Raw genomic sequence first — 23,471 nt, forward strand, 5'->3', positions numbered from 1 at the left:
ATCATTAGGTTTCAATTTATTCGTTGAGCAATAAACTTATTTAGTTAAATCATCAAAGAAGTTTTTAACACCTGATAAGAAACCTTCAGATTTCGGATTGTGCTTTTTCGCATCTTTACCATCAAAAGATTCTTGGAATTCTTGAAGAAGCTCTTTTTGACGTTTGGTAAGTTTAACCGGTGTTTCAACAATCAGTTTAACAATTAAGTCTCCCGTACTGTGCGTACGAACGCCTTTCACACCTTTGCCACGCATACGGAACATACGGCCTGTTTGCGTTTCTAGAGGTACTTTTAAGCTTACACGACCATCAAGAGTAGGAACTTCAACTTCACCACCTAATGCCGCCATCGTAAAGCTTACTGGCACTTCACAGTATAAGTTGTTGCCGTCACGCTCAAAAATATTATGCTCTTTTACGTGCACTTGTACGTATAGATCGCCTGCTGGAGCGCCGTGCTCTCCCGCTTCACCTTCGCCAGATAAACGAATGCGATCGCCAGTATCAACACCTGATGGGATCTTAACATTAAGTGTTTTCGTTTTTTGAACGCGACCTTCACCATGACAAGAGTTACATGGGTCTTTAATGATCTTGCCTTTACCATGACATGTAGGACAAGCCTGTTGTACCGCAAAGAAACCTTGACGCATTTGAACTTGGCCATGACCATGACAAGTGCTACACGTTGATGAAGAAGTGCCTTTCTTAGCGCCAGTACCTTCACATGGATCACAAGACACTAATGTTGGTACTTCAATCTCTTTATCACAACCACGAACCGCTTCTTCTAGCGTAAGTTCCATGTTGTAACGTAAATCTGAACCGCGTTGTGCACGTTGTTGACCACCGCCACGACGACCGCCACCAAAGATGTCACCAAACACATCGCCAAAGATATCGCCAAAGTCACCTTGACCGCCACCGAAGCCGCCACCGCCCATGCCACCTTGTTCAAAGGCTGCATGACCGTATTGATCATAAGCTGAACGTTTTTGAGCATCCGTTAAGATCTCATACGCTACTTTTACTTCTTTAAACTTTTCTGGCGCTGTTTCATCGCCCTGATTACGGTCAGGGTGGAATTTCATCGCTAGACGTTTATAGGCTTTCTTAATATCACGCTCAGAAGCATCACGGCTTACGCCCAATACTTCATAAAAATCACGTTTAGACATGCTTTGGTCACCAATTCTTTTGATACTGCCGGCAGTGACACCATCAGTATGAGTTCAATCTAGATAATTAGGATCAGCACAAACCGAAAGTGATTATCTAGATTGACCTAATTACAAATTTGCGGGCGGTAGAGAAAACTCCAACGCCCGCAATATATTTTCAACGAAGAATTCTAATAAAAAACATCAGTTTCTAATTAGAAATAATTGTTGATTTATAAGCTAGAAAGTTTGAGTCCAAGGAGGAAGCGCGGAGTTTGCGAACGCAAATGAGCACTTCCGACACAGGAATCGAGCTTTCTAGCGACTAAATCTCAATTATTTGTCTTTAACTTCTTCAAATTCAGCGTCTACTACATCATCTTCTTGCTTAGGTTGCTCACCCGCTTCAGCACCTTGTTGTGCTTGAGCTTTCTGTTGAGCGATTTCCATTAGCTTTTGTGCTGCTTGCATTAGCTCTTGAGTTTTCGCATCGATTACTTCTTTATCATTACCAGACTTAACTTCTTCTAGTGCTGTAATTGCTGTTTCGATTTTTGTTTTCTCGTCAGCTGGAAGTGCATCGCCTGCTTCTTCGATTTGTTTCTTCGTACCGTGGATCATTTGATCCGCTTGGTTACGTGCTGTTACTAACTCTTCGAACTTTTTGTCCGCGTCTTTGTTTGCTTCAGCTTCTTGTACCATTGCTTCGATTTCTTCGTCTGTTAGACCACCTGAAGCTTGGATTGTGATCTTCTGCTCTTTACCAGTCGATTTATCTTTTGCAGATACATTTAGGATACCATCAGCATCTAGGTCGAATGTTACTTCGATTTGTGGCATGCCACGTGGTGCTGCTTGGATACCTTCTAGGTTAAATTGACCTAGAGATTTGTTGTAACTTGCTTGCTTACGCTCACCTTGAAGTACGTGGATAGTTACCGCACTTTGGTTGTCTTCAGCAGTAGAGAACGTTTGGTCCGCTTTAGTTGGGATTGTTGTGTTCTTCTCGATTAGCTTAGTCATTACGCCACCCATCGTTTCGATACCGAAAGACAGAGGAGTAACGTCTAGTAGTAGAACGTCTTTAACGTCACCTGCTAATACACCACCTTGAACTGCAGCACCCATTGCTACTGCTTCATCAGGGTTCACGTCACGACGCGCTTCTTTACCGAAGAATTCAGCTACTTTAGCTTGAACCATAGGCATACGTGTTTGGCCACCAACTAGAATAACGTCAGTGATTTCGCTTACTGATAAATCAGCATCTGCTAGAGCTACTTTTAACGGTTCAAGCGTACGAATTACTAAGTCTTCAACTAGAGATTCTAGTTTTGCACGCGTCACTTTAACGTTCATGTGCTTAGGACCAGTCGCATCAGCAGTAACGTAAGGAAGGTTTACGTCAGTTTGTTGAGCTGAAGACAGTTCAATCTTCGCTTTTTCTGCTGCTTCTTTAACACGTTGCATAGCAAGTGGATCAGTTTTAAGATCGATACCTTGCTCTTTTTTGAACTCATCTACTAAGTAGTTGATCATACGGTTATCGAAATCTTCACCACCTAGGTGAGTGTCGCCGTTTGTCGCAAGAACTTCGAACGTTTGCTCGCCATCAACGTTGTCGATTTCAATGATAGAAATATCGAATGTACCACCACCAAGGTCGTATACTGCGATAGTGCGATCGCCGCCTTTTTTGTCTAGACCGTAAGCTAATGCTGCTGCTGTTGGTTCGTTGATGATACGTTTAACATCAAGACCTGCGATACGACCAGCATCTTTCGTTGCTTGACGTTGAGCATCGTTAAAGTAAGCAGGTACAGTAACTACTGCGCCAGTCACTTCTTCACCTAGGAAGTCTTCCGCTGTTTTCTTCATTTTCTTAAGAATTTCAGCAGAAACTTGAGGAGCAGCCATTTTTTGGCCTTGCGCTTCAACCCAAGCATCACCGTTGTCAGCTTTAACGATTTTGTACGGCATGATTTCGATATCACGTTGAACTTCTTCGTCTTCAAAACGACGACCGATCAAACGCTTAATCGCAAATAATGTGTTTTGTGGGTTAGTAATCGCTTGACGCTTAGCTGGCTGACCTACAAGAGTTTCGCCATCTGTGTATGCAATTACCGATGCCGTTGTACGTTCACCCTCTGCATTCTCTAAAATACGTGGCGTATCGCCATCTAAAACAGCAACACAAGAGTTAGTTGTACCTAAGTCAATACCAATGATCTTACCCATCAGGTTATCTCCAATTTATCTATTTAAACTCACCCAAAACAACTTGAGTAAAGGTTGGGACTTAATCCCATAATTCATTCTATGAGTAATAAATAAGGGCGCTAAATCACAATTCAAGGGAAACAATAAAAAAAACTGTATTTTTTTTCCAAAACAATAAAAAAGCGGCATCATCACTGACACCGCTTATAATTTAATCGCTAGATTGTTTAATACAACTGCAATTATTGAGCAACCATTACCATCGCTGGACGTAATACTTGTTCATTTAATGTGTAGCCTTTTTGCATCACGATCATAACAGTATTTGATTCGTGATCTGGGCTTGCTTGCATACCTATTGCTTGATGAAGCTCTGGGTTAAACGCTTCACCTACAGGATTAATTACCGTTAAACCAAATTTTTCAATGGTAGAGATAAATGTTTGTAGTGTTAGCTCAACACCCTCAAGCAGTGCTTTAGCCGCTTCACTTTCTTTATCACCGCTTTCTAATGCGCGCTCTAAGTTATCAATAACAGGAAGCAATTCACCGGCAAATTTTTTCAAAGCAAATTTACGCGCCTTATCAATATCGCCTTCTGCACGACGACGTACATTTTGCTCTTCTGCTTTAGCTCGTAATACTGCATCTTGCTGCTCTTTAAGCTGCGCTTGGCTAGCAAGTAATGCCGCTTCTAATTCAGCAATTTTTGCTTCTTGGCTTTCTTCAGCCGTTTCATTCCACTCAACATCTGCTTCTGAGCCTACTGCTTCAACATGCTCTTCCACTACTGCTTCTTCATTTACTTTATTTTCTTCGTTACTCATTACTGCTTCTCCAGAATGCTGATGACTAGCTATATAAAGCGATCTTAATACAAACCAAGGCGTCGCTCTATACGCAAATTAAAACTTTACGCAAATTAAAACTTTGTCATTATTATGGGGACTAAATAAAGCGATTCAAGCATAATAGTACGAATTGTAACATTTGTTCCCCATTTCATGATGGATGATAGATATGAAAACACATTTTAACGTTATCGCCATTATTGGTAAGCCAAGAGATCCAAGTGCAATAAAAACCCATTTAGCACTCTATACTTGGCTAACTAAGCTAAATTACTCAGTATTATTAGATGATCGCCTACGTGAAGCTTTGCCCGATATTCCTGATGAATGCTTCAAACATTTATTGGTTTTAGGAGAAAAAGCGGATCTCGCTATTGTTGTTGGTGGTGACGGTAATATGCTTGGGGCTGCTCGAGTGTTATCTCGTTTTGATATTTCAGTTATCGGTGTGAATCGTGGGAACCTTGGTTTCTTAACCGATCTAGATCCTGATAATTTTGAAGAGCCATTAACCGCAGTTCTCAATGGTGAATTCGTTAAAGAAGAACGTTTCTTACTCGAAGCGGAAGTACATCGTCACGGCCAGGTAAAGAGTCACAACTCCGCCTTTAATGAGGTAGTACTCCACCCAGGTCAAGTCGCACATATGATCGAATTTGAAGTCTATATTGATGATAGCTTTGCTTTCTCTCAGCGTTCAGATGGTCTCATTATTTCGACACCAACAGGGTCAACCGCTTATTCACTCTCTGGTGGCGGTCCAATTCTGTCACCAAACCTAAACGCTATCTCTATTGTCCCTATGTTCCCACATACACTTTCAAGCCGCCCACTAGTGGTTGAAGGAAGACGTCATATTAAACTTTTCATCTCCCCTGAGAATCGCAGTGCACTTGAAGTCAGCTGTGATGGACAGGTATCTCTACCTGTAAGCCCGGGAGACGAGGTCCATATTTATCAAAGTCCAAATAAGCTAAAACTCATTCATCCGAAAGATTATAGCTACTATCATGTACTTAGAAATAAACTAGGTTGGTCTAGTAAACTGTTCTAGTGTTATCGATTAATAAAAGATAAGCCACTCACAAAAAAATTAAATTCACTTTACTGTATAAAGAAACAGTATATACTGTTTCTTTATACAGTGTTTTTAGTGTTTGAATTTCGCAGAGAATGGCTTATGTTGGCACATATTAAAATTACTCATTTCGCAATCGTAAAATCGTTAGAATTGGATTTAACCAAGGGCATGACCACTATTACAGGTGAGACTGGTGCTGGTAAATCTATTGCTATTGACGCCCTTGGATTATGTTTAGGCGATCGCGCTGAAGCGTCAATGGTTCGTCAAGGAGAAGAAAAGGCAGAGATCACCGTCCTTTTCACATTAGAGAATAATCTTAACGCTAAGCGATGGTTAGAAGATAATGAACTCTATGACGGTAATGAATGTATTTTACGCCGTGTCATCACCAAAGAAGGCCGCTCTCGTGGCTTTATCAATGGTAGCCCTGTTCCTGCTGCACAGTTAAAAACATTGGGCCATTTATTGATCAACATTCATGGTCAACACGCTCATCACGAACTAATGAAACCTGAATACCAATTAAATATGTTGGATCAGTATGCAGGTCACGTCTCTCTATTAAACAAAACGCGCAGCCGTTATCAAGCATGGCGTCAAGCTGACAACGCATTAAAGCAAATGATCAAGCACAGTCAGCAAAACGAAGCGCAAAAACAACTGATCGAATACCAAATCAAAGAGCTAAACGAACTGGCATTAGGCGAAGAAGAATTCGTCCAGCTAGAAGAAGATCATACAAGGCTCTCTAACTCTGGCGAATTGGTTGACTGTTGTCAGCAAGCAGTTTCAGTTCTATACGAAAGCGATGAAGTTAACGCACTTCAGTTACTGCAATATGCAAATAATCATATCCAACAATTAGGGCAACTTGATCCTAAACTTGCCCCATTATCAGATATGCTTAATGAGGCAATGATCCAAGTTGAAGAAGCAAATCATGAGATCAAAAACTATTTAGATAATATTGATGTTGATCCCGAGCAAATCGCTTTTGTAGAAGAGCGTTTTAGCCGAGTAATGTCTATGGCTAAAAAACACCACGTACTTGCTGAAGAATTATATGAACACCATCAGCAGCTTTTGGCTGAATATGATCGCCTTGATTGCTCTGATGAGAAACGCGAACAACGCGAACAAGAAGTAGAAGAACTGAAGCTACACTTCTTAGAAGCTGCGCATAAACTAACAAAAAGCCGTCAGCGTTATGCTAAAGAATTGAATAATAAAATTACCGAAAGCATGCAAACATTAAGCATGGAAAAAGCAGTATTTGATATTCAAATTGAAAGTGATGCTGTAAGTAAAATCTCACCGCTTGGCATTGATACCTTATGCTTTAAAGTTTCAACCAACCCAGGGCAGCCATTACACCCTATTGCCAAAGTCGCCTCTGGTGGTGAGTTATCACGTATTTCATTAGCTATTCAAGTGATCACGGCTCAAAAAGTGGATACCCCAAGTCTTATTTTCGATGAAGTTGATGTGGGTATTAGCGGACCAACCGCAGCAGTTGTTGGGAAAATGCTACGTACTTTAGGTGAATCTACCCAAGTATTATGTGTTACCCATTTACCTCAAGTTGCAGGTTGTGGTCACAATCAACTGTTTGTTGCTAAGCACACCAACTCAGGTAAAACGGAAACTCAAATGCGAGCACTAAGCACAGAAGAACGTATTAGAGAATTAGCAAGGCTACTAGGTGGAACCAGAATTACCTCTCATACCTTAGCCAATGCGAAAGATCTGCTAAGTGCCGCGTAATACTAATCGCAGAACATGACGGATCATCCTTGTTCACAAAAATAAAGCCAATATCATGATTTGATATTGGCTTTTACATTAGTGCTAACTGATAAAATTCATACGTTCAATGCAACTAGATTCAAAGTTTAGGGTCAAAACACACTCAGAACACGCTTAACCTTTTTACTTCTTAGGCTAGCTTGTTTATCATCTCTTTCATTATTTAAAGGCTAAAGCTGTACAGACTATGCAATTCAAAAAATGGATCATTGCTCTACCCCTTGCTGTTGGGCTTCTGGGTGGTTGCTCGCTATTAGAACCATTGGTATATCGAATCGATATTGCCCAAGGTAATTACGTCGAGCAGGAAGCCGTCGACAAACTGCGATTTGGAATGACAAAACAACAAGTGCAGTTTGTTATGGGCTCGCCAATGCTTGTCGAATCAGGCTACCCAAACACATGGTATTACATTTATCACTTCACTCATGGCCATGAAAACGCGATTCAAAAAAACATGATCGCTTATTTTGACGATAGCGGGAACCTGACAAATATCGACGGTGATTTCCCTATGAGCGATAGCTTCTTCGAAAAAATCTAATTTTTTAAGACGTTAAAACAAAAAAACCGGACATCGTTTAACGATCTCCGGTTTTTTATTATCTATATTGGGTCAATAAACTATTTTTTCGCCGCCGCTTTCTTTGCTTGTTCCGCTCTTTTTCGACGAATTTCTTTTGGATCAGCCAATAATGGACGATAAATTTCAATGCGATCTTTATCTCTAATCGTTGCGTCCAATTTTACGTTACGGCTAAAGACACCCACTTTATTCACTTTTAAATCGATCTCAGAATAACGCTCTAATACACCAGATTGCCTAATGATCTCTTCTACGGTTTGTTCTGCTTTTACAGCAAGCTTAAAAACCACTTGCTCCGTTGGTAGTGCGTAAACCACTTCAACGTGGATCATCTCATTAATTACTGACATAAACCTGCTTCGCTCTTTGAGTAAATGAATTCACCATATTATTCGTTAGCTCTTGAAATACTTTACCAAACGCCATTGCAACTAACGCATTTGAGAACTCAAAATCTAATTTCAATTCAACTTTACATGCCGTTTCATCTAACGCCATAAAGTGCCAACCGCCAGTCAATGACTTAAAAGGACCATTAACTAAGTTCATGCCGATCACTTCTGAGTCAACCAAGGTATTCTTTGTCGTAAATGTTTTCTTTATCCCAGCTTTAGCGACATCAACAGAAGCCACCATCGCATGCTCTGATTGTTCAATGATTTTAGATCCTGAGCATCCTGGTAAAAATTGAGGGTATGACGCAACATCGTTGACTAAATCGTACATCTGCTTTGCGCTAAACGGCACTAATGCAGATCGGCTAACCTGTGGCATAAATTATCCTTTACATTATAGAGGTAAGCATCATACCATCTTGATGTTAAGAGCCAAACTACTTCCCCAACTCTCAACTAATAACGTATAATGTGGGCATTATGGCAAAGAAAAAATCTAAAGATAAAGCGGGCAGTAATACCATTGCTATGAACAAGCAAGCTCGCCACGAATATTTCATTGATGATGAAATCGAAGCTGGAATCGAACTCCAAGGCTGGGAAGTTAAATCTCTTCGTTCTGGTAAAGTAAATATCGCGGAAAGTTACGTTTATGTTCGTGATGGTGAAATTTTTATTAGTGGTATGAACATCACTCCACTACAAGCGGCATCGACTCATGTTGTAGCGAATCCAACTCGTATTCGTAAATTACTAATGAGCCGCAAAGAAATCGACAACCTTATTGGTCGTGTAAACCGTGAAGGTATGACGTTAGTAGCAACAACAATGTACTGGGTTCGCTCTTGGGCAAAGATCAAAGTCGGCGTTGCTAAAGGTAAAAAACTGCACGATAAACGTACAGATTCAAAAGAAAAAGACTGGAATCGAGATAAAGCACGAATTATGAAGAGTAGTTTGCGTTAATTTCAACCAGTTAGATTGATACTAACTAGACAGACGCTGTTTTTCTGTTAGTATCATCTGGTAACAAAACTTTGGGGCTGATTCAGGATTCGACGGGAATTTTGAAACCCGAGGAGCATGTCGTGGGGCGGTTGGCCACGTAAAAAGCCGCAAAAAAATAGTCGCAAACGACGAAAACTACGCACTAGCAGCTTAATAACCTGCTCAGAGCTCTCCTGCCCTAGCTTCCGTTTGTAAGACGGGGAATAACAGGGGATCAAACCCAAACGAACTAGAATGGATTCTCCCACCTGAGAGATGAAGTTCGAATTATAATTCAGGTTAGCCATAAGATAGCGTGTCGGTTCGCAGTTTTACGGTGAAATTAAAGATCGACTAAACATGTAGCGCCAACGGTGAACGGTTTTCGGACGGGGGTTCAAATCCCCCCAGCTCCACCAAATACACATTTAAAGACGTCCTCGGGCGTCTTTTTTTGTATCTAAATAAACCAAAAATCAATAACTTACGTTGCATTGCATCATTTTAGCGTCCAATAATGTCCAGTTACTTCCATCATTTCATGTATTCCTTTATGTATTCCAAGTCTATAATAGAGATCTGTGGAATACATAATTGAGGGATTTACCATGGCATTAAAGACAACTCGCTTAAATAATAAACAAATTGATAATGCAAAAGAACGAGAGAAAGATTATGTCCTCTCTGATGGTGAAGGTCTTCAATTACGAATTCGTACTAACGGTTCTAAACTATGGAACTTCAACTACATTCATCCTCAAACTAAAAAACGATTGAATATGGGGCTAGGTTCTTACCCTTCACTTAGTCTTGCGAATGCCAGAAAGCTAACAGTGTCAGCAAGAGAGTTAGTTGCTCAAGGGATAGATCCTAAAGAACATCGTGATGAGAAAAAACACCAAGATCAGATAATCCATGAACATACTTTTTTCAATGTTGCTACTGAATGGTTTGAGCGTAAAAAAGATGACATCACTGTAGATTATGCTCAAGACGTATGGAGATCTTTAGAGCTACACATATTCCCTATACTTAAAAGTACACCTGTATCTCAAATTACAGCACCAATGATTATTGAATTACTTCGACCAATTGAAGCGAAAGGAAGTTTAGAAACAGTTAAGCGACTGACTCAACGACTAAATGAGATCATGACCTATTCAGTAAACTGTGGGCTTATTCATGCTAACCCTCTTGCTGGGATTAAAGCTGCTTTTAAGAAACCCAAAAAAGAAAACATGGCAGCTCTTAAGCCTGATGAGTTACCAGAACTTATGATAGCCATTGCTAATGCTTCAATTAAGCGTACTACTCGTTGTTTAATTGAATGGCAACTTCATACTATGACTCGACCATCAGAAGCGGCTGGAACACGTTGGGAAGAAGTAGATTTAGAGAAAGGAATTTGGACAATTCCACCAGAGAGAATGAAAAAGCGTAGAGAACATCGTATACCTTTAACTGCTCAAGCTCTTTCTTTACTTGAAGTAATGAAGCCTATTAGTGCTCATAGAGAGTTTGTATTCCCTTCAGATAGAGCACCATTAAAACCATCAAATAGCCAAACTGCTAATATGGCATTAAAACGCATGGGATTTGCTGGCAGATTAGTAAGTCATGGATTACGTTCAGTAGCCAGCACTACGCTAAACGAGCAAGGCTTTGAATCAGACCTAATTGAAGCGGCTCTTGCCCACGTTGATGACAGCCAAGTACGTGCGGCTTATAACCGTACTGATTATCTTGACCGAAGAATATCGATGATGGCATGGTGGAGTGGTCATATTGAGGAAGCATCGAAAGGAAGCTTATCTATATCAGGAATGAAGTGTTTATCTTTAGTTGGATAAAAGCCATAAACGCCAGCTTCCTTTTCTTATTATCTAGATAATAAGAAAAGGAATTTCAACTTAGTTATTTTTACTTATAATTATACGATATATACATATCTAATCGAAAAGTAAGCAGAATCTAAAAATCATAATATATACACTAGCCTTTCTAACGGAAAAGACGAGTGTGTAATAATATACTTAGTCTACCTAGTTAAATAGGGATATGCACTCCATATAATTCCTCTAAGAATTCATTAACTTTCTCTTGATCATTCTCGTTTATAATATATTCCTTTTGCTCTTCGCTAAAATCATAAATACCAAAAGATTTTATATAATTTCGGCTTAGTGAATAATAGTTTGATCCATATGGTTTGCTTGTGTTCTCTATATAAAACCAAAATAGATTAGATTTCATAATCTTTTGAGCCAATAGCATTGAATTTTTATCATCACTAATTAAAGACATTCCATTTCTAAATAAAAGGGAATCATCATCAGTCAAAACAAAATTTGGTATTACTGGAGTAATATGAGGAAAAAATAATTTGTATTTTCTTTTATCTAGACCTTGAGTCCTACCGAAAGCATACCATTCAGGATAAATTCCTTTCCCTTTATCTCTTGATAATAAATCTTTTTCATGAGTCTTAAGGTATTTATATGTAAATTTATATTTCTTTTTAAATTCACTTTCAGAAATTATAGAAGCCCTATTATCAACATATATATATGGAAATATTATTTTCTTTTTTATCTTATCGATATCATTTGTTCTTATAAATTTATTTGGATTTATAATATCTACACATACTGACTTCTCTACCTTTTCATCTCCTGATAAGTAATAATATTTTTCATCCTCATTAATATAATCAATTATAAAGACATTGTTCTTTAATGTTGCTATCCCACTACTTGTATTAAATACTTTATAAAAAGGAGTTCCTATAGATTCTATTTTATTAATAATCTTATATGACTGAAAATTCCATCCATTATGATCATCTAGCTTTTGGTATGTCAATTTACTTAGGTTTTTAAAACTAAGTTTATCAATAGAAGTGACTTTTTTATAAGATATATGGCCAGTAGGGTTATTCTGAATCAAGCAAATACAAGTATATGTAGAACGAGAATCAAAAACTTGAACACCTCCAAAATCTAGAATTCTCATTTTAAACATATTTCTGCTGAAATAAGCTCTTAATGCTCTTCCGTTTAAGCTTTTAAAGAAAGAGTTCATTGTTATATAGCCTAAGAACCCTGATTCCTTCAGAAAACTTAAAGCTATTTCAAAAAACGGGATATATAAATCAGGATGTCCAGTTGAAGACACTTCCCATTTTTTTAACAGGCTTTTTGATACCGTATCTAGATTTCTAGAGCAAACGTAAGGTGGATTACCAACTATCGCAGAAAAGCCGCTAAAGTTACTTACCACATCATTAAAATCAAAATCTAACGAATTTCCCACATATAAATTAAAACGAAACTCTTCTTCATCTTCTCCTCCAATAATAGCTTGTAAAGATAATAATATTTGAGTTCGCAAGATAGAATAGTCCATCAAGTCAACCCCAAAGATGAGAGTTTCAAAAATTTCTTTATATGTTATATCTAAATTTTCTTTAAGAGTCTCTGTGGACGTGTATAAGAAACCACCACAACCGCAAGCGATATCGCATACGCTAGGCTTATCGGGGAGAAATTGAGATAGTACATTAGTAACTATAAACTCTCTGATTTTTATAGGCGTGTATATTGCACCAGTAACTACCTTTTCCTCTGGTGAAATAACAAATTCAAATGCTGTAATTAAATCTTCTATTGTTGATATTTGATGTCTATTGTTAAACTCTATAAGTTGTTCAAAATCAGAATCATCCTTATTAATGAATAAAGAACAAATTAGTTTATTTCTAGGAACATCCAGTTTATTAGCCATCATAAATGATGACACAATCAGTCTATTAGTTTCCAGTGTGCCACAGGAGTATGACTTCAAAAAATTAAAAATTTCTTTCTTCATTAAACAGCCATTGGAAATACATTTTTCATTGTATAATCTTCATGAGTACAACCTTCAGAGAAGGCTTTAAAATAAGGAATAAACATTCTTTCCTTCGCTCTTTTAACAATATCTTGATAATCGGGCTTAGCAAATAACTTATCAAAAAACGGATAGTCTTTCGTACTACAGAAATTCCTTAAAATAAAATGCACACCTAAAATAACATCCATTGGAGGGTGTGGTAATCTTGGAGCACCGATAAATACCGCCCCCATTATATCTTTACCTTCTAACTTATTTCCCCCTGGTTGAAAATGATATAGAGGATGATCATATCTAGGCCTTCCTGAATTAGGCATACGAATATCTCTATCAAGATGCCAAGCGTTATGATGCTCTCCTTTACTATTAATACCTTTAACTCCTATTTGAAAATTATATGTATCAAGAATTCTATCTTTCACATCTATATCTATAGATAAATCAAACTCACTTTTAGATTCAAAAAAAATTGTAACAGATTGAAGATCAGATGGGATTGTCCCTGCAATTCTTTTCTTTAGAATAAGTTCTATTCCATTTGCTTCAACTGATAATATATTTCCTTGAGCACCATTTAACTTTCCTTGAGCAACACTTAAAATACTATCTAAATTTTTAAAAATTCTATCTGTATCATATCTCTTTACCAATGCTGAAAATTGTGACAGATCATTTACATATTTAGCTCTATTCCATTCCATTTGGCTAAATTCCTCTAGCTATATCTTTATAGCGCGATTTTTCAATATCTGTTAATTGATCATTTAAATCATAATCTCTAACACTTTCATAAGAATAATATTGTGTATCTAACCAGGGCATTAATGTTAAGTCTGCTTGAATCTCAAAAGCCTCGCTAGGATCTACGGGTAGCAGGCTGCATTGACAGATAGTCCAAAAATTATCTGTTTTAGTGTTTAAATCTCCTTCCACTTTTTTAAGTTTAAGTCCAGGAAGTTTACTACAAATAACTGTCAATTTTTCTTCAGAGTTAAACCGTCTAAGATGATTCGATTCTTCAATGGTTTCATTCCACCAAACTTCAATTCCATCAGCCCACCATCGTCTATATGAACCAGAATAAATACCTGTATATTCACACTCTTTAAGTTGGCTACAAAGCTCATCCCAACTTTCTGAAGACTTATCAATCCCAAGTCGTGCAGAAAGAACATCTTCTCCAATTAATACACCTATAGACTTAACCACATTATTAAAAATAAATTTTGAAGCCATATAAATATTGGATTTATACTTCTTATTTCTTAAAGTTTCTTTAATACGAGGATCTATGTCTAGTTCTAGCTTCTTAGGAACTTTTAATAATTCTGTTAAATCTTCTTCTCTAGCCTGTAAAGTTGAAATAAACTTATAAGACTCAATATGCTCCTTCATTAAAAGTGAATATTTTTCTTTATTTTCTGATAAATTCTCTTTAATTATAAAAAAATCAAAGAGATCATGACTGGTAAAATCATCATAAAATCCATGAATTTTAGTATCGTTTGACAATAAAACCACAGGCAAGCATAAGCTAGGGTTATCGATAGATAAGCTTCTATAATATTGAGCAATTGCTGGTGCATTAACTTCCCCACCACCTTGCATTAGCCTAAAGTCCATTAATATTAAATCAGGCTTATGGCTATCTACTTTTGTTATAGTTTCTTTAAATGTACCAGGGTGGCAATGAACTACTTCTAAATCACACTGTGATAAATCATGAATAACAGATTCTGCATCTTGATCTTCTATGTAAACAACTTTATATACCATGCTCATCTAACTCCTTATCTGTTGCTTTTCCAATTTCAATGCGAATACAGGTTGAAAAGTCACTTTTCGCTGAAACTACACGTATGTTCCCACGGTATCCTTTAATAATATCCTTGGTAATTTTCAATCCCAATCCTGTCCCTAAAATTTCAGTATTATGATCTAATTCTGACAATGAACCGACACTTGTGGTTGTGTAGAATTCATCAAATATTTTTTCTTCTTCACCAAGTTCAATTCCATCACCATTATCTGAAAACTCTAAAAAAATTAAATCATTTTCTTCACCACACTCAATGAATATCTTCCCATTTGATTTTGCTCTTTGAATAGCCTTCTTAGAATTAGTATAAAAATTAAACAGCACAGACGACCATTCAGAAGGATGCATTGATTTGGTGTATAGCCAATCTTTACTAAACTTGGGTGGTAATAACTCGATTCCTGATTTAGAAGCATCCGCCCTCATTGAATTAACAAAGCTTTTTAATATTTTAAGCATATTTTGAGGTCGAATATCTCGAATTATATTTTGTGAGACAACGTCATTAAAATAAGAGGTATAATTAGTAAATGATTCGAAATTAGAGTCCAAGATTGTAAGTCGTTCAAGTGCTACTTTATTTCCTTCTAATTCACTTATAAGAAAAGAAATGTCACTTTTAATATGATCCATATGGTGTTTAATTTCATGGATAAATTGAGATACGGTTAAACCTACACTACTTAAAACTCTCAACATTGAACGTTCTTTAATTGTCTTTTTTAATTCTGACTTATGCAAAGCATCCAGCTCTTCAATTGCGTCTTTAATTACCTTAGTTTTACGCTTTCCTCTTTTCTTACTTCCACCACTATCTTCTTCAAATTCACGTTCTAGCTCTTCAATTGTCTTTGCTATATTCTTAATTTTAACGCTTATCTCTTCATAATTCCCATTGTCATCTTTAACTTGAGAAGGTGTTTGTTTTATGTTCCTAACTGCTGCTACTTTCAACACACCGGCAAGTATAGTTCTATGAACAAAGTTTCTTAATTGAATAAATGCTTCATTTTCAATTATCCCTTCTCGACTAGACGTTTCATTGAAAAAATTATCAGGATCTTTAATTTCTACAAAACCAAAGAAATTTATATTAGCATGCTGTGGAAGAATTGTTCGTCTTCTTACTGACCGATCTAAATCTAACCAATCATTACCAGGTTCCGCATAAGGTAATACCCTAAACCCATTACGATATAACTTAATACCGCCTTCACGTTGAGCTAGCTTTCGAATACTTGTCGAATGCATTTTTGGTAGTAAGTCCCCATCATAAATATAATAATAAGCTTTGAATCTTACATTTTTAAGTTTACTAAAAGGGACACTTGAATCCTCTTGATCATTACCAATTTCACCAATTTCATTGATATCTAATTTTTTACTATCTACGGTATAAACGCCAATTCCACTTCCATCTATTTGTCCATGTATCTCTGCTACCGCATGATCATAAATCATGACTTCTTGGTCTGCTACCTTAATAGGACGAGAGTTTCCGTCTTGCTTAGAAAATAAAGCTTTAAATCCTGGGTCAATATTACCCTTGTAGCTATTTTCTGTTGTAACAACATCAGCTAAAGAGAAGGGTTGAATAATATTAGATACATAGCGATAAACTCGACGAATAGCGGCTTTACTCCACTTGTCTCGAAGCCCTGTAATAACTAGTTGAGTTCCCTTGTGTTTCACTTTTTTCGTAACTTCAAGTTCATTTGCAATAGTTAACAAATTGGAATCTTTTTGATAATCATCCCAATTAATTTTAAGGACTAATGCAAAATCAGAATCCGCAACTTGAGTGATAATAGTTAGACTTAAGCCAAGCCTTTGAACTGAAAAGCGACCTATACCTTTTTGACCTGCACGTTGTCTTTTGAATGTTCTCGATATAGGATTATGAATTTTTGATGTCGAAGATATCCTCATAAATCCGTTAACTAATTCATCACGAGTCATACCATCACCATCATCATCAAGAATGAGAGTTCCACCTATTGAATCAGAATCTTTAAAAGTTAAAGTAACTAACTCTGCATCAGCATCAAAGGAATTTTTTACTAGCTCGGATACTGCAGTTTCTTGCCTAGCAACTAGTTCTTGGCCCAATCTATCGATCACTCCTGCATCTATAGAAAACCTCACTTTCCCTTCTTCTAATGCAGCAATTTCATGACTAAGCTTTAAAACTAAACCGTGATCAAGTTCATCGCTTTTTAAATGTGTTGTTAGTTGAGATTTCAGCTCACTAAGAGTATTCAATTTATCTTCCATTTCTATATTTCCATGCGATTTATTAGTCAGAGTATTGTGATTTTTAATAATTACTTAGCCATTTATTGAATGTCAGGCTACGTGGCCTTTTTGTAAAGTATCAATCATACGCTCTAATTCTAAATAGTCTTTTGATTTATTAACACCTTTCCTGCAGAAATTTTATCACTACATGCCGCCATTGATGCTAAAGAATCGGCCTCTTCATTCCCTTCAATACCACTGTGCGCCTTCACTTTTACTACCTCTACATACTTCTCTCTACGTAGTTCATCCACTTGTTGCCATAAATGACGATAAGCCACTGGCTTTTTGTTTGCTTTACGCCATCCTTTCGCTTTCCAACCATCAAGCCATTCGTTATAACCTTTTACACAGAACTCACTGTCTGAGTAAATGATGTCGCCATCAGCGGCATATTCTAATCCTTCGACTAATGCCATAAGTTCTAGCTCTGCATTGTCTGTTGCTCTATTGACCGTGATTGAGTATGAATCGATTAAATCATTATCTTCATCATATACCGCAATACCGATACCGCCTTTCATACAACCGCCTTGATTGTTTGGTGCTGCGCCATCGACGTAAATTGAGTAAGTATTTGTGCTCATGAGGTTCTTCCTTATTTGGATTTGCTGGCCTTAGTAGACCAGCCTTAATTAATTCTTAAGTGTGGTGGATTTGCTCTTGGGGAGGATTGCTTAGGCTTGTTTCTCATCACGCTGGCTTAGGCGTTCGTACATCCATTCTTCAACTTCGCTTTCTACCCATGCTACGGCTCTATCACCTAACGACACGCTTTTAGGAAATCGGCTTTCTTCCATGAATTTGTAAATGCTTGAACGACTTAATGCCGTTAATGCCATGACTTCTTTTAGTTTTAAAAAACGCATGATGGTTATCCTTTGAGTTATAAGTTCAAAAGATTCCTCTCCAAAATACTTTTTTATTTTGGGTATGCTTCCCTTTATCTCTCCTACCTCTATCCACCACGTTTCCAAATAATTTCAATCACATATTACCTCCTTGTATATACCTATCTATTCTTTCAAGGAGTTCCATTATGCATTCAACCGATTACGTCACTACTGCCCCTATGACGGCCTTACAAGTCTTTGAGAAAGCCGCTGAGTTACTTGAACACCAATACAAACGTGAGCAGTCATTCACTAACCCTGAGCACACCAAGCACTACCTATCGATGAAATTAGGCCACCAAGAGCGTGAAGTGTTTGCTGTGCTGTTTTTAGATAACCAACATCAACTGATTAGCTATCAAGAGCTGTTCTATGGAACGGTGGATTCTGCCAGCGTGTATCCTCGTGAAGTCGCCAAGGCTGCATTACAAGCCAATGCCGCTGCGGTGATATTTGCGCACAACCACCCTTCAGGTATTGCTGAACCATCAGGAAGCGATAAACGCATTACCACTAAATTAGTGGACGCATTAAACCTGCTAGATATTCGAGTGCTTGATCATGTGGTGGTTGGCTCGCCTTGTGTCTCTTTTGCAGAGCGAGGGCTTATCTAATGAAAAGAGAAGTAGTCGTTCATGGTAAATACCTAGCCTTACCGAAAAATTTGCATCGTCATCTTGAAGTGGTACTTGATAGTTTTTCCCTTCGTACTGACATCAACCGACTTTCAGTGAACTTTCGAGACACCAGCTATTACCATCGACGTGAGGGATTGCACCCTGTAGAAATGCGCTTTGAGCGAGACGAAGATAATCGTCACATTTGGAAATTAGTGTTTATTGCTAGCTTTGCTTATCCCGATGAACACAGCCCAAACGTTGCACCTGAGCTGTATTTTAACTTTAAGCGTGGTTGGTTCTATCAACCTGACATTCAAGGCTGTGAGCTTGCAAGGCCGCAAGTCATCGACCTATTTACCTCATGGGCACTCGCCTTTTGTCGTCAACTCAGAAATCAACATTTCGATGATATCTCGGCTAACGAGATACGCATTTAATCTGCTCCAACCTTAATTTGTTTTACCAATCCATTATCTTATTTCAATCATAGGAGGGCACACCGTGTCTGAATTACAAACCATCATTACCACCACTACTCTTATTCCTACGTTGTTGCCAGTATCAAACAAGCTGAACCAGTGCCTTATTGATGCATTGAATCAACGTCCTGAATTGCATTCTGGCTTAGAGGAAACAAACAGCGTCACCTTTAACTTTCGAGATAAAAGCTACAGTGCTGAAAACGGTGGCTTTCACCCTGTTGAGATTGCACTAACCAAAGAAGCCGATAACACATGGCACTACGCCTACATCACTGACTTTGCCTTTGTGGGTAATCATTACCCTGAGTTAGTCAAAGAATTAGATTTTGATTTTCTAAGTGGGGAATGGTTTGCCAGCTACTTAAGGGATTACTCATCCATTAAAAACAATGCGAATGCCGCTGAACTATACCGCTTATGGGAAGGTAACTTTCTGGCTTATGCCTCTATGGGGATGTATGACGAAATAGAAATCAACCTATCTTAATCAGCACTCAATCACACATCATGCCGCAGCCTTTTGGTTGCGGTTTTTTTATGCCTAAAAATCAGGATAACTAACTCATGAATAAACAAATAACACCCACCCTTAATCCATTTTCTGTCTTAGTCAATTGGTCTGAATCTAACGAATTCAATGAAGGTCAGTTGTATGACTTTATGGACTTTGAACATAAAGCATTGAACGTTGCTAAACAAAACCCATTAGGCGGTTACGACAAAACCAATGTGACGGTGACATTTGAAAATGGGGATGAACACCAATGTCGATTAGATTTAGGTTGTGGTGGCAATGACACAGGCTTTGCTGACCATTGTCTTAGTACGCTTGAATACCATCAAAAACATCACCTCGATGCGGATAAGCCGTGGTTACGTAATGATGCTGAACATCAGCAATTAATCTCTCTTATTAGAACCTATCGTTTTGATATCGAGTTTGTGACTGTCGCTCGAATTCAAACCATCAAAGCCACTGAACTTGCCAAGCAACAAGAGCGAGATAAAGAGCAAGCCAAACGTGAGCAAGAAGAAAAAGAATGGCAAGCCCATCAAGCCAATGAAAAGGCATTTCAAGCGACTCTAGTGATCCCTGAATGGGCGAAAGGCGTGATCGTAGCCACTTACACCGAATACGATAAAGAACGCAGTGAGCCGTATTCAGGAGAGCATCATACTAAAACCCTTCGCACTATTATTTTAGCGTGGTCTACCCATACCAGACGATTATTTCCAGAGTTACGTAAAGCCTGTTTGAATTACCCTGATACGGTATTTCTAAACGACAAAGAGCAAAGCTGTGAGCATCGTAATAACTACGGTATAGGGCAAGGCTCTGGCTTAACGAATGTGGATTATCTTTATCATGGTTGGTGCGTGGAGAAAATCACCTTTGGAACGTATCGCAGTAAATCACAGTACGTGCCATTGGGAGAGATGAGTATTCCTGAATGAAAAGCATAAAAACAATGAGGAGGCTAAACGGCCTCCTCTATTATTTCATCGCTTAAAACTGCATTGGACGCTTGATGCCCAATGGCTATTTACACTCTAGGGACGTCATTATTTGAGTCATCACTATGCCAGCCATCAATCGAAACACCATCCAAACCAAACTCATTCATGAGCTATTTGAATTAATAAAAACCAGCACATCTAGACAAACCAAAGAGATAGCTACGGATGAACTACTCAGACGTGGTTATACCCTTGATGACATTACCCTCATTGCTAATTCAGATAATCAGTAATCACTGAGCATTTACCCATGACTAAACAAACACGCTTTAGTACTCAAGATCACTTATCTGTTGTGTTTGAGATATATCAGCTCGTTCCTCATCACTTTAAGACCACCACCAGAGAGATTAGAAACCAATTAATTGAAAGGGATATACATCGTGATACGCGCACCATACAGCGCAATCTCAATATATTAGTGGATCTTAACTTGATTGAAAAAGATGACCGCAGCAAACCTTATGGTTATCAAAACAGATTACACCACCACACCATACCACCAAGAGACGCACTTATCTTTCAGTTAGCGAATGAGCATTTAATTCACCTAACACCAGCGAGTCTTTTAAAGGCATTACAGAATCGATTTGAAGATGCTCGACGCTCCCTGTCTTCAATAGCGAGTACCACTAAAGAAAGACAATGGCTTAAAAAGATAAGCAGTCAATTACCACGCCAAACCCATGAGGATAACTTTCAAAAAATAAACACGGCTCTTTATCACAATCACTGGCTTACCTTGCATCTGTATGAAACCGCAGCCTTGTATGTCATGCCGCTAGGATTAATTCACCACCACTCACAAATTGAATTAGTCATAGGGCAATACATCAATGAGCAATTAGAAACTCAAGTCATAGCCATTGAACACATCAACACCGTGAGCGTATCAACGTTCACCTTTGAATACCCATCCACCTTCAATGTGAAAACGCATTGGAAAAATAATATAACCAATACCATTAAGGAAGAAACACCATGAAAAAGACACTTATCACACTGGCACTAATCGCAAGTACCTTTACAACTCAAGCATTAGCTGAGTCTGCACCTATGGATATTTCAGTAGAAACACTTCCAGCTCAACACAACATTAAAGTAACGGCTCTTGCTAATAATCTAAAGGTGACAGGTATTGTAATGAACCGTGGTAACTGTGACGTGAAGCTGGCTCAAACACGCTTGCAACTAATCCAAAACAAACCACGCCCTCGTTACCCTGTTGCACTGAATTATGGACAAAGCACTAATGCTTACGCATTAACGTATCAATGTGACGTTCGTGAAATTACTGTTCAAAGTAATCAAGGTGATTGGACGTGGACATTTAACTAATTCAAACTATCACCAAAAAACCAACGGCACACTTCAAAGGAGGTGTGCTGTTTTATTTTCAATTGGAGTTATTCATCATGTCATTTGCCGTTTTAATTCTTTTCGCATTATTCATAAATCAGATTAACAATTTACCAATAACAAAAGGGGCATTTAGCCTAAAGGCAACATTCTGGGGATTTGGGGTTCTAGGTAGCGTATTGCTGTATGGGATTAGTATTTGGTTCTTCATGGATAAACTCAATACAAGTACCTTAGAGTATCAAGTTAATTCGGCACTCACTACGGTACTGTCTGTTTGGCCTGTTTATGCTTACGTTACTTTACGTGGCATTTGGAATGCATCAAAAGACTCAGGAGTATTGGCAAAATTAGTGGCTCGTTATTTTTCAATTTTCTTTGTATCAATAATCATAGGCTGTGCACTAATCCTTAAGTTTCAATACGCAGCAGCATTAATCATTATTCTTATTATGAGAAAACAGAGAGCTAAAAAGCTCCCTGCCTAGATATCAACGAGAGGAGGTTTAGCTCCTCTTTTTTTTAGTTATATGTCAATCTAAATGACTCAGAACTACACTGCGTTGCTGCCATACCTTCTGCATCATTATTACCTTGAACATAACAGTAACCCCCATCTTGCGCTGATTTAAGGTAGCTGTAGTCACATCCATTAGAGCCGCACAGATTAGAGTAAGAAATTCGATAAGTAACATCATCAAGCATGACAACACTAATATGCCCTGTCATTGCTGCGTCAGTATTCGTGGTGTTCAGATACGTTTCTAACTCGATGGTATTCAAATCCATCCCACCTACTTGAGCGTTAGATTGTGGCTGGTAGCTATATGAGTCATTATCATCAAAGTACCCATCACCATGTAATGCAATAGCCGCAGACGCTATTAGGTTACAAACTAACGATAAAACGATTAGCCCTATTGTCCACTTCCATTGCTTACCCATACGGTCATGAATATAACAAGGGGCAAATAACCACCACCAAGACCAGCCAGTGTAACTGGCTGACTTCTTAAATCGCCATAAGTCTTCTGCCCATGCAGTAAGGATAATTAATAACGAAATTACAGCCATACCCGATGTTGACCATAACCCAAATGCTTGCCTACTACTTCCCTCAATCAAATAAGATACAAGATACGTTGCAATGGCTGCAAAGGTAGGCGCATAGATAAAACGCCAAATACCCCCAAGCTTAGTACTAAAACTTTCTTCATTAGACTTAGGGGTTAGCACTGTTTGTAACGGTGGTGGTACATCATTGTTGCTTAGTGGTGGTGGCACATCTTCTAGGTATTGAGCTAATTCACTTTCTTCTAGTGTTACCCATTCTGTCATTCCTTTTTTCCATACTTGAGTTCCTTGATGAATAACCCCTTGAGTAATCAATTCAATTATCTCAGTGGTGGATATACTCCCTTCCCTTTTACCTTTCGATTCATAGAACCATATTGCTTGTTCACTCATTTTATTTACCTAACGTAATAACAATAAAAGA

General features: G+C 38.1%; 24 protein-coding genes and 1 other RNA gene. 13 read left to right on the forward strand and 12 right to left on the reverse strand.

Going from position 1 to position 23,471, the window contains the following annotated elements:
- Positions 1-36: 36 nt before the first annotated feature.
- From dnaJ to grpE, 3 genes are all read right to left on the reverse strand, one after another.
- Positions 37-1,179: a molecular chaperone DnaJ gene (gene dnaJ, locus PVK70_RS03940; RefSeq protein WP_105062839.1), complete on the reverse strand. Its 1,143-nt coding sequence runs from the start codon at positions 1,177-1,179 to the stop codon at positions 37-39.
- Positions 1,180-1,497: 318 nt separating this feature from the next.
- The gene (gene dnaK, locus PVK70_RS03945; protein ID WP_274441270.1) at positions 1,498-3,402 is read right to left on the reverse strand and encodes a molecular chaperone DnaK; all 1,905 of its coding nucleotides are present in this window, start codon (positions 3,400-3,402) and stop codon (positions 1,498-1,500) included.
- Positions 3,403-3,626: 224 nt separating this feature from the next.
- Positions 3,627-4,211, reverse strand: a complete 585-nt coding sequence (gene grpE, locus PVK70_RS03950) for a nucleotide exchange factor GrpE (protein WP_130047809.1) — start codon at positions 4,209-4,211, stop codon at positions 3,627-3,629.
- Positions 4,212-4,404: 193 nt separating this feature from the next.
- On the opposite strand from grpE, the gene nadK reads away from it, so the two are divergent.
- The 3 genes from nadK to bamE all read left to right on the forward strand — a co-directional run bounded on the left by nadK (position 4,405) and on the right by bamE (position 7,669).
- Positions 4,405-5,289 carry an NAD(+) kinase gene (gene nadK / locus PVK70_RS03955; RefSeq protein WP_130047808.1) on the forward strand — a complete coding sequence of 295 codons (885 nt, stop codon included), beginning with the start codon at positions 4,405-4,407 and terminating at the stop codon, positions 5,287-5,289.
- A 126-nt stretch (positions 5,290-5,415) separates the two neighbouring features.
- A complete protein-coding gene (gene recN / locus PVK70_RS03960; RefSeq protein WP_130047807.1) occupies positions 5,416-7,083 on the forward strand; it encodes a DNA repair protein RecN in 1,668 nt (555 codons plus the stop codon).
- 229 nt (positions 7,084-7,312) lie between these two features.
- Complete coding sequence (bamE, locus tag PVK70_RS03965; protein ID WP_130047806.1) at positions 7,313-7,669, forward strand: outer membrane protein assembly factor BamE; 357 nt, start codon at positions 7,313-7,315, stop codon at positions 7,667-7,669.
- An 80-nt stretch (positions 7,670-7,749) separates the two neighbouring features.
- Here the strand turns inward: bamE and PVK70_RS03970 are convergent, their stop codons facing one another.
- Both PVK70_RS03970 and PVK70_RS03975 read right to left on the reverse strand, forming a co-directional pair.
- Positions 7,750-8,061, reverse strand: a complete 312-nt coding sequence (locus tag PVK70_RS03970) for an RnfH family protein (protein ID WP_130045015.1) — start codon at positions 8,059-8,061, stop codon at positions 7,750-7,752.
- Positions 8,048-8,485 (reverse strand): SRPBCC family protein, encoded by a 438-nt coding sequence (locus tag PVK70_RS03975; protein WP_130047805.1) that lies wholly within the window; start codon positions 8,483-8,485, stop codon positions 8,048-8,050. The genes PVK70_RS03970 and PVK70_RS03975 overlap by 14 nt, the downstream gene beginning before the upstream one ends.
- Before the next feature lie 101 nt (positions 8,486-8,586).
- On the opposite strand from PVK70_RS03975, the gene smpB reads away from it, so the two are divergent.
- From smpB to PVK70_RS03990, 3 genes are all read left to right on the forward strand, one after another.
- A complete protein-coding gene (gene smpB, locus PVK70_RS03980; protein WP_130047804.1) occupies positions 8,587-9,072 on the forward strand; it encodes an SsrA-binding protein SmpB in 486 nt (161 codons plus the stop codon).
- Between the two features lie 73 nt (positions 9,073-9,145).
- Positions 9,146-9,512, forward strand: a transfer-messenger RNA (tmRNA) gene (gene ssrA / locus PVK70_RS03985).
- 189 nt (positions 9,513-9,701) lie between these two features.
- The gene (locus tag PVK70_RS03990; RefSeq protein ID WP_130045013.1) at positions 9,702-10,943 is read left to right on the forward strand and encodes an integrase domain-containing protein; all 1,242 of its coding nucleotides are present in this window, start codon (positions 9,702-9,704) and stop codon (positions 10,941-10,943) included.
- 196 nt (positions 10,944-11,139) lie between these two features.
- Here the strand turns inward: PVK70_RS03990 and PVK70_RS03995 are convergent, their stop codons facing one another.
- From PVK70_RS03995 to PVK70_RS04020, 6 genes are all read right to left on the reverse strand, one after another.
- Positions 11,140-12,960 (reverse strand): Eco57I restriction-modification methylase domain-containing protein, encoded by a 1,821-nt coding sequence (locus PVK70_RS03995; protein ID WP_130047803.1) that lies wholly within the window; start codon positions 12,958-12,960, stop codon positions 11,140-11,142.
- Positions 12,960-13,685, reverse strand: a complete 726-nt coding sequence (locus PVK70_RS04000; protein ID WP_130047802.1) for a hypothetical protein — start codon at positions 13,683-13,685, stop codon at positions 12,960-12,962. Before PVK70_RS04000 ends, PVK70_RS03995 begins: the two co-directional genes overlap by 1 nt.
- A gap of 4 nt (positions 13,686-13,689) precedes the next feature.
- Positions 13,690-14,766, reverse strand: a complete 1,077-nt coding sequence (locus tag PVK70_RS04005; protein ID WP_130047801.1) for a hypothetical protein — start codon at positions 14,764-14,766, stop codon at positions 13,690-13,692.
- Positions 14,750-17,077: an ATP-binding protein gene (locus PVK70_RS04010; protein ID WP_130047800.1), complete on the reverse strand. Its 2,328-nt coding sequence runs from the start codon at positions 17,075-17,077 to the stop codon at positions 14,750-14,752. Before PVK70_RS04010 ends, PVK70_RS04005 begins: the two co-directional genes overlap by 17 nt.
- A 119-nt stretch (positions 17,078-17,196) precedes the next feature.
- A complete protein-coding gene (locus tag PVK70_RS04015; RefSeq protein ID WP_130047799.1) occupies positions 17,197-17,688 on the reverse strand; it encodes a ribonuclease HI in 492 nt (163 codons plus the stop codon).
- Positions 17,689-17,778: 90 nt separating this feature from the next.
- Complete coding sequence (locus PVK70_RS04020; RefSeq protein WP_130047798.1) at positions 17,779-17,970, reverse strand: AlpA family transcriptional regulator; 192 nt, start codon at positions 17,968-17,970, stop codon at positions 17,779-17,781.
- 170 nt (positions 17,971-18,140) lie between these two features.
- Between PVK70_RS04020 and radC the strand changes: the two genes are divergently transcribed.
- The 7 genes from radC to PVK70_RS04055 all read left to right on the forward strand — a co-directional run bounded on the left by radC (position 18,141) and on the right by PVK70_RS04055 (position 22,461).
- Positions 18,141-18,608, forward strand: coding sequence for a RadC family protein (gene radC / locus PVK70_RS04025; protein WP_130047797.1), 468 nt, complete (start codon positions 18,141-18,143; stop codon positions 18,606-18,608).
- Entirely contained in the window at positions 18,608-19,051 is a 444-nt protein-coding gene (locus tag PVK70_RS04030; RefSeq protein ID WP_130047796.1) for a DUF2787 domain-containing protein, read from the forward strand. Before radC ends, PVK70_RS04030 begins: the two co-directional genes overlap by 1 nt.
- A 64-nt stretch (positions 19,052-19,115) precedes the next feature.
- A complete protein-coding gene (locus tag PVK70_RS04035) occupies positions 19,116-19,583 on the forward strand; it encodes a DUF2787 domain-containing protein (protein WP_130047795.1) in 468 nt (155 codons plus the stop codon).
- A 77-nt stretch (positions 19,584-19,660) separates the two neighbouring features.
- Positions 19,661-20,551, forward strand: coding sequence for an LPD25 domain-containing protein (locus tag PVK70_RS04040; RefSeq protein WP_130047794.1), 891 nt, complete (start codon positions 19,661-19,663; stop codon positions 20,549-20,551).
- A gap of 313 nt (positions 20,552-20,864) precedes the next feature.
- Positions 20,865-21,599, forward strand: a complete 735-nt coding sequence (locus tag PVK70_RS04045; RefSeq protein ID WP_130047793.1) for a hypothetical protein — start codon at positions 20,865-20,867, stop codon at positions 21,597-21,599.
- Positions 21,596-21,952 (forward strand): hypothetical protein, encoded by a 357-nt coding sequence (locus PVK70_RS04050; protein ID WP_130045001.1) that lies wholly within the window; start codon positions 21,596-21,598, stop codon positions 21,950-21,952. Before PVK70_RS04045 ends, PVK70_RS04050 begins: the two co-directional genes overlap by 4 nt.
- A 77-nt stretch (positions 21,953-22,029) precedes the next feature.
- Positions 22,030-22,461: a hypothetical protein gene (locus PVK70_RS04055; protein WP_130047792.1), complete on the forward strand. Its 432-nt coding sequence runs from the start codon at positions 22,030-22,032 to the stop codon at positions 22,459-22,461.
- Between the two features lie 34 nt (positions 22,462-22,495).
- Here the strand turns inward: PVK70_RS04055 and PVK70_RS04060 are convergent, their stop codons facing one another.
- Entirely contained in the window at positions 22,496-23,440 is a 945-nt protein-coding gene (locus PVK70_RS04060; RefSeq protein ID WP_130047791.1) for a DUF4339 domain-containing protein, read from the reverse strand.
- Positions 23,441-23,471 lie beyond the last annotated feature (31 nt).

This window comes from Aliivibrio sp. A6, assembly GCF_028765505.1.
In the GTDB taxonomy this organism is placed as follows: domain Bacteria; phylum Pseudomonadota; class Gammaproteobacteria; order Enterobacterales; family Vibrionaceae; genus Aliivibrio; species Aliivibrio finisterrensis_A.

Excerpts from the sequence above, each read along its gene's own strand:
- PVK70_RS04005 (WP_130047801.1), bottom strand. The coding sequence starts at position 14,766 with ATGAGCATGGTATATAAAGTTGTTTACATAGAAGATCAAGATGCAGAA.
- PVK70_RS04000 (WP_130047802.1), bottom strand. The coding sequence starts at position 13,685 with ATGGAATGGAATAGAGCTAAATATGTAAATGATCTGTCACAATTTTCA.
- dnaJ (WP_105062839.1), bottom strand. The coding sequence starts at position 1,179 with ATGTCTAAACGTGATTTTTATGAAGTATTGGGCGTAAGCCGTGATGCT.
- PVK70_RS04030 (WP_130047796.1), top strand. The coding sequence starts at position 18,608 with ATGAAAAGAGAAGTAGTCGTTCATGGTAAATACCTAGCCTTACCGAAA.
- smpB (WP_130047804.1), top strand. The coding sequence starts at position 8,587 with ATGGCAAAGAAAAAATCTAAAGATAAAGCGGGCAGTAATACCATTGCT.
- PVK70_RS03970 (WP_130045015.1), bottom strand. The coding sequence starts at position 8,061 with ATGTCAGTAATTAATGAGATGATCCACGTTGAAGTGGTTTACGCACTA.
- PVK70_RS04060 (WP_130047791.1), bottom strand. The coding sequence starts at position 23,440 with ATGAGTGAACAAGCAATATGGTTCTATGAATCGAAAGGTAAAAGGGAA.
- PVK70_RS03990 (WP_130045013.1), top strand. The coding sequence starts at position 9,702 with ATGGCATTAAAGACAACTCGCTTAAATAATAAACAAATTGATAATGCA.
- nadK (WP_130047808.1), top strand. The coding sequence starts at position 4,405 with ATGAAAACACATTTTAACGTTATCGCCATTATTGGTAAGCCAAGAGAT.
- bamE (WP_130047806.1), top strand. The coding sequence starts at position 7,313 with ATGCAATTCAAAAAATGGATCATTGCTCTACCCCTTGCTGTTGGGCTT.
- recN (WP_130047807.1), top strand. The coding sequence starts at position 5,416 with ATGTTGGCACATATTAAAATTACTCATTTCGCAATCGTAAAATCGTTA.
- PVK70_RS04020 (WP_130047798.1), bottom strand. The coding sequence starts at position 17,970 with ATGCGTTTTTTAAAACTAAAAGAAGTCATGGCATTAACGGCATTAAGT.
- PVK70_RS03995 (WP_130047803.1), bottom strand. The coding sequence starts at position 12,960 with ATGAAGAAAGAAATTTTTAATTTTTTGAAGTCATACTCCTGTGGCACA.
- PVK70_RS04050 (WP_130045001.1), top strand. The coding sequence starts at position 21,596 with ATGAAAAAGACACTTATCACACTGGCACTAATCGCAAGTACCTTTACA.
- radC (WP_130047797.1), top strand. The coding sequence starts at position 18,141 with ATGCATTCAACCGATTACGTCACTACTGCCCCTATGACGGCCTTACAA.
- dnaK (WP_274441270.1), bottom strand. The coding sequence starts at position 3,402 with ATGGGTAAGATCATTGGTATTGACTTAGGTACAACTAACTCTTGTGTT.
- grpE (WP_130047809.1), bottom strand. The coding sequence starts at position 4,211 with ATGAGTAACGAAGAAAATAAAGTAAATGAAGAAGCAGTAGTGGAAGAG.
- PVK70_RS04045 (WP_130047793.1), top strand. The coding sequence starts at position 20,865 with ATGACTAAACAAACACGCTTTAGTACTCAAGATCACTTATCTGTTGTG.
- PVK70_RS03975 (WP_130047805.1), bottom strand. The coding sequence starts at position 8,485 with ATGCCACAGGTTAGCCGATCTGCATTAGTGCCGTTTAGCGCAAAGCAG.
- PVK70_RS04055 (WP_130047792.1), top strand. The coding sequence starts at position 22,030 with ATGTCATTTGCCGTTTTAATTCTTTTCGCATTATTCATAAATCAGATT.
- PVK70_RS04040 (WP_130047794.1), top strand. The coding sequence starts at position 19,661 with ATGAATAAACAAATAACACCCACCCTTAATCCATTTTCTGTCTTAGTC.
- PVK70_RS04015 (WP_130047799.1), bottom strand. The coding sequence starts at position 17,688 with ATGAGCACAAATACTTACTCAATTTACGTCGATGGCGCAGCACCAAAC.
- PVK70_RS04010 (WP_130047800.1), bottom strand. The coding sequence starts at position 17,077 with ATGGAAGATAAATTGAATACTCTTAGTGAGCTGAAATCTCAACTAACA.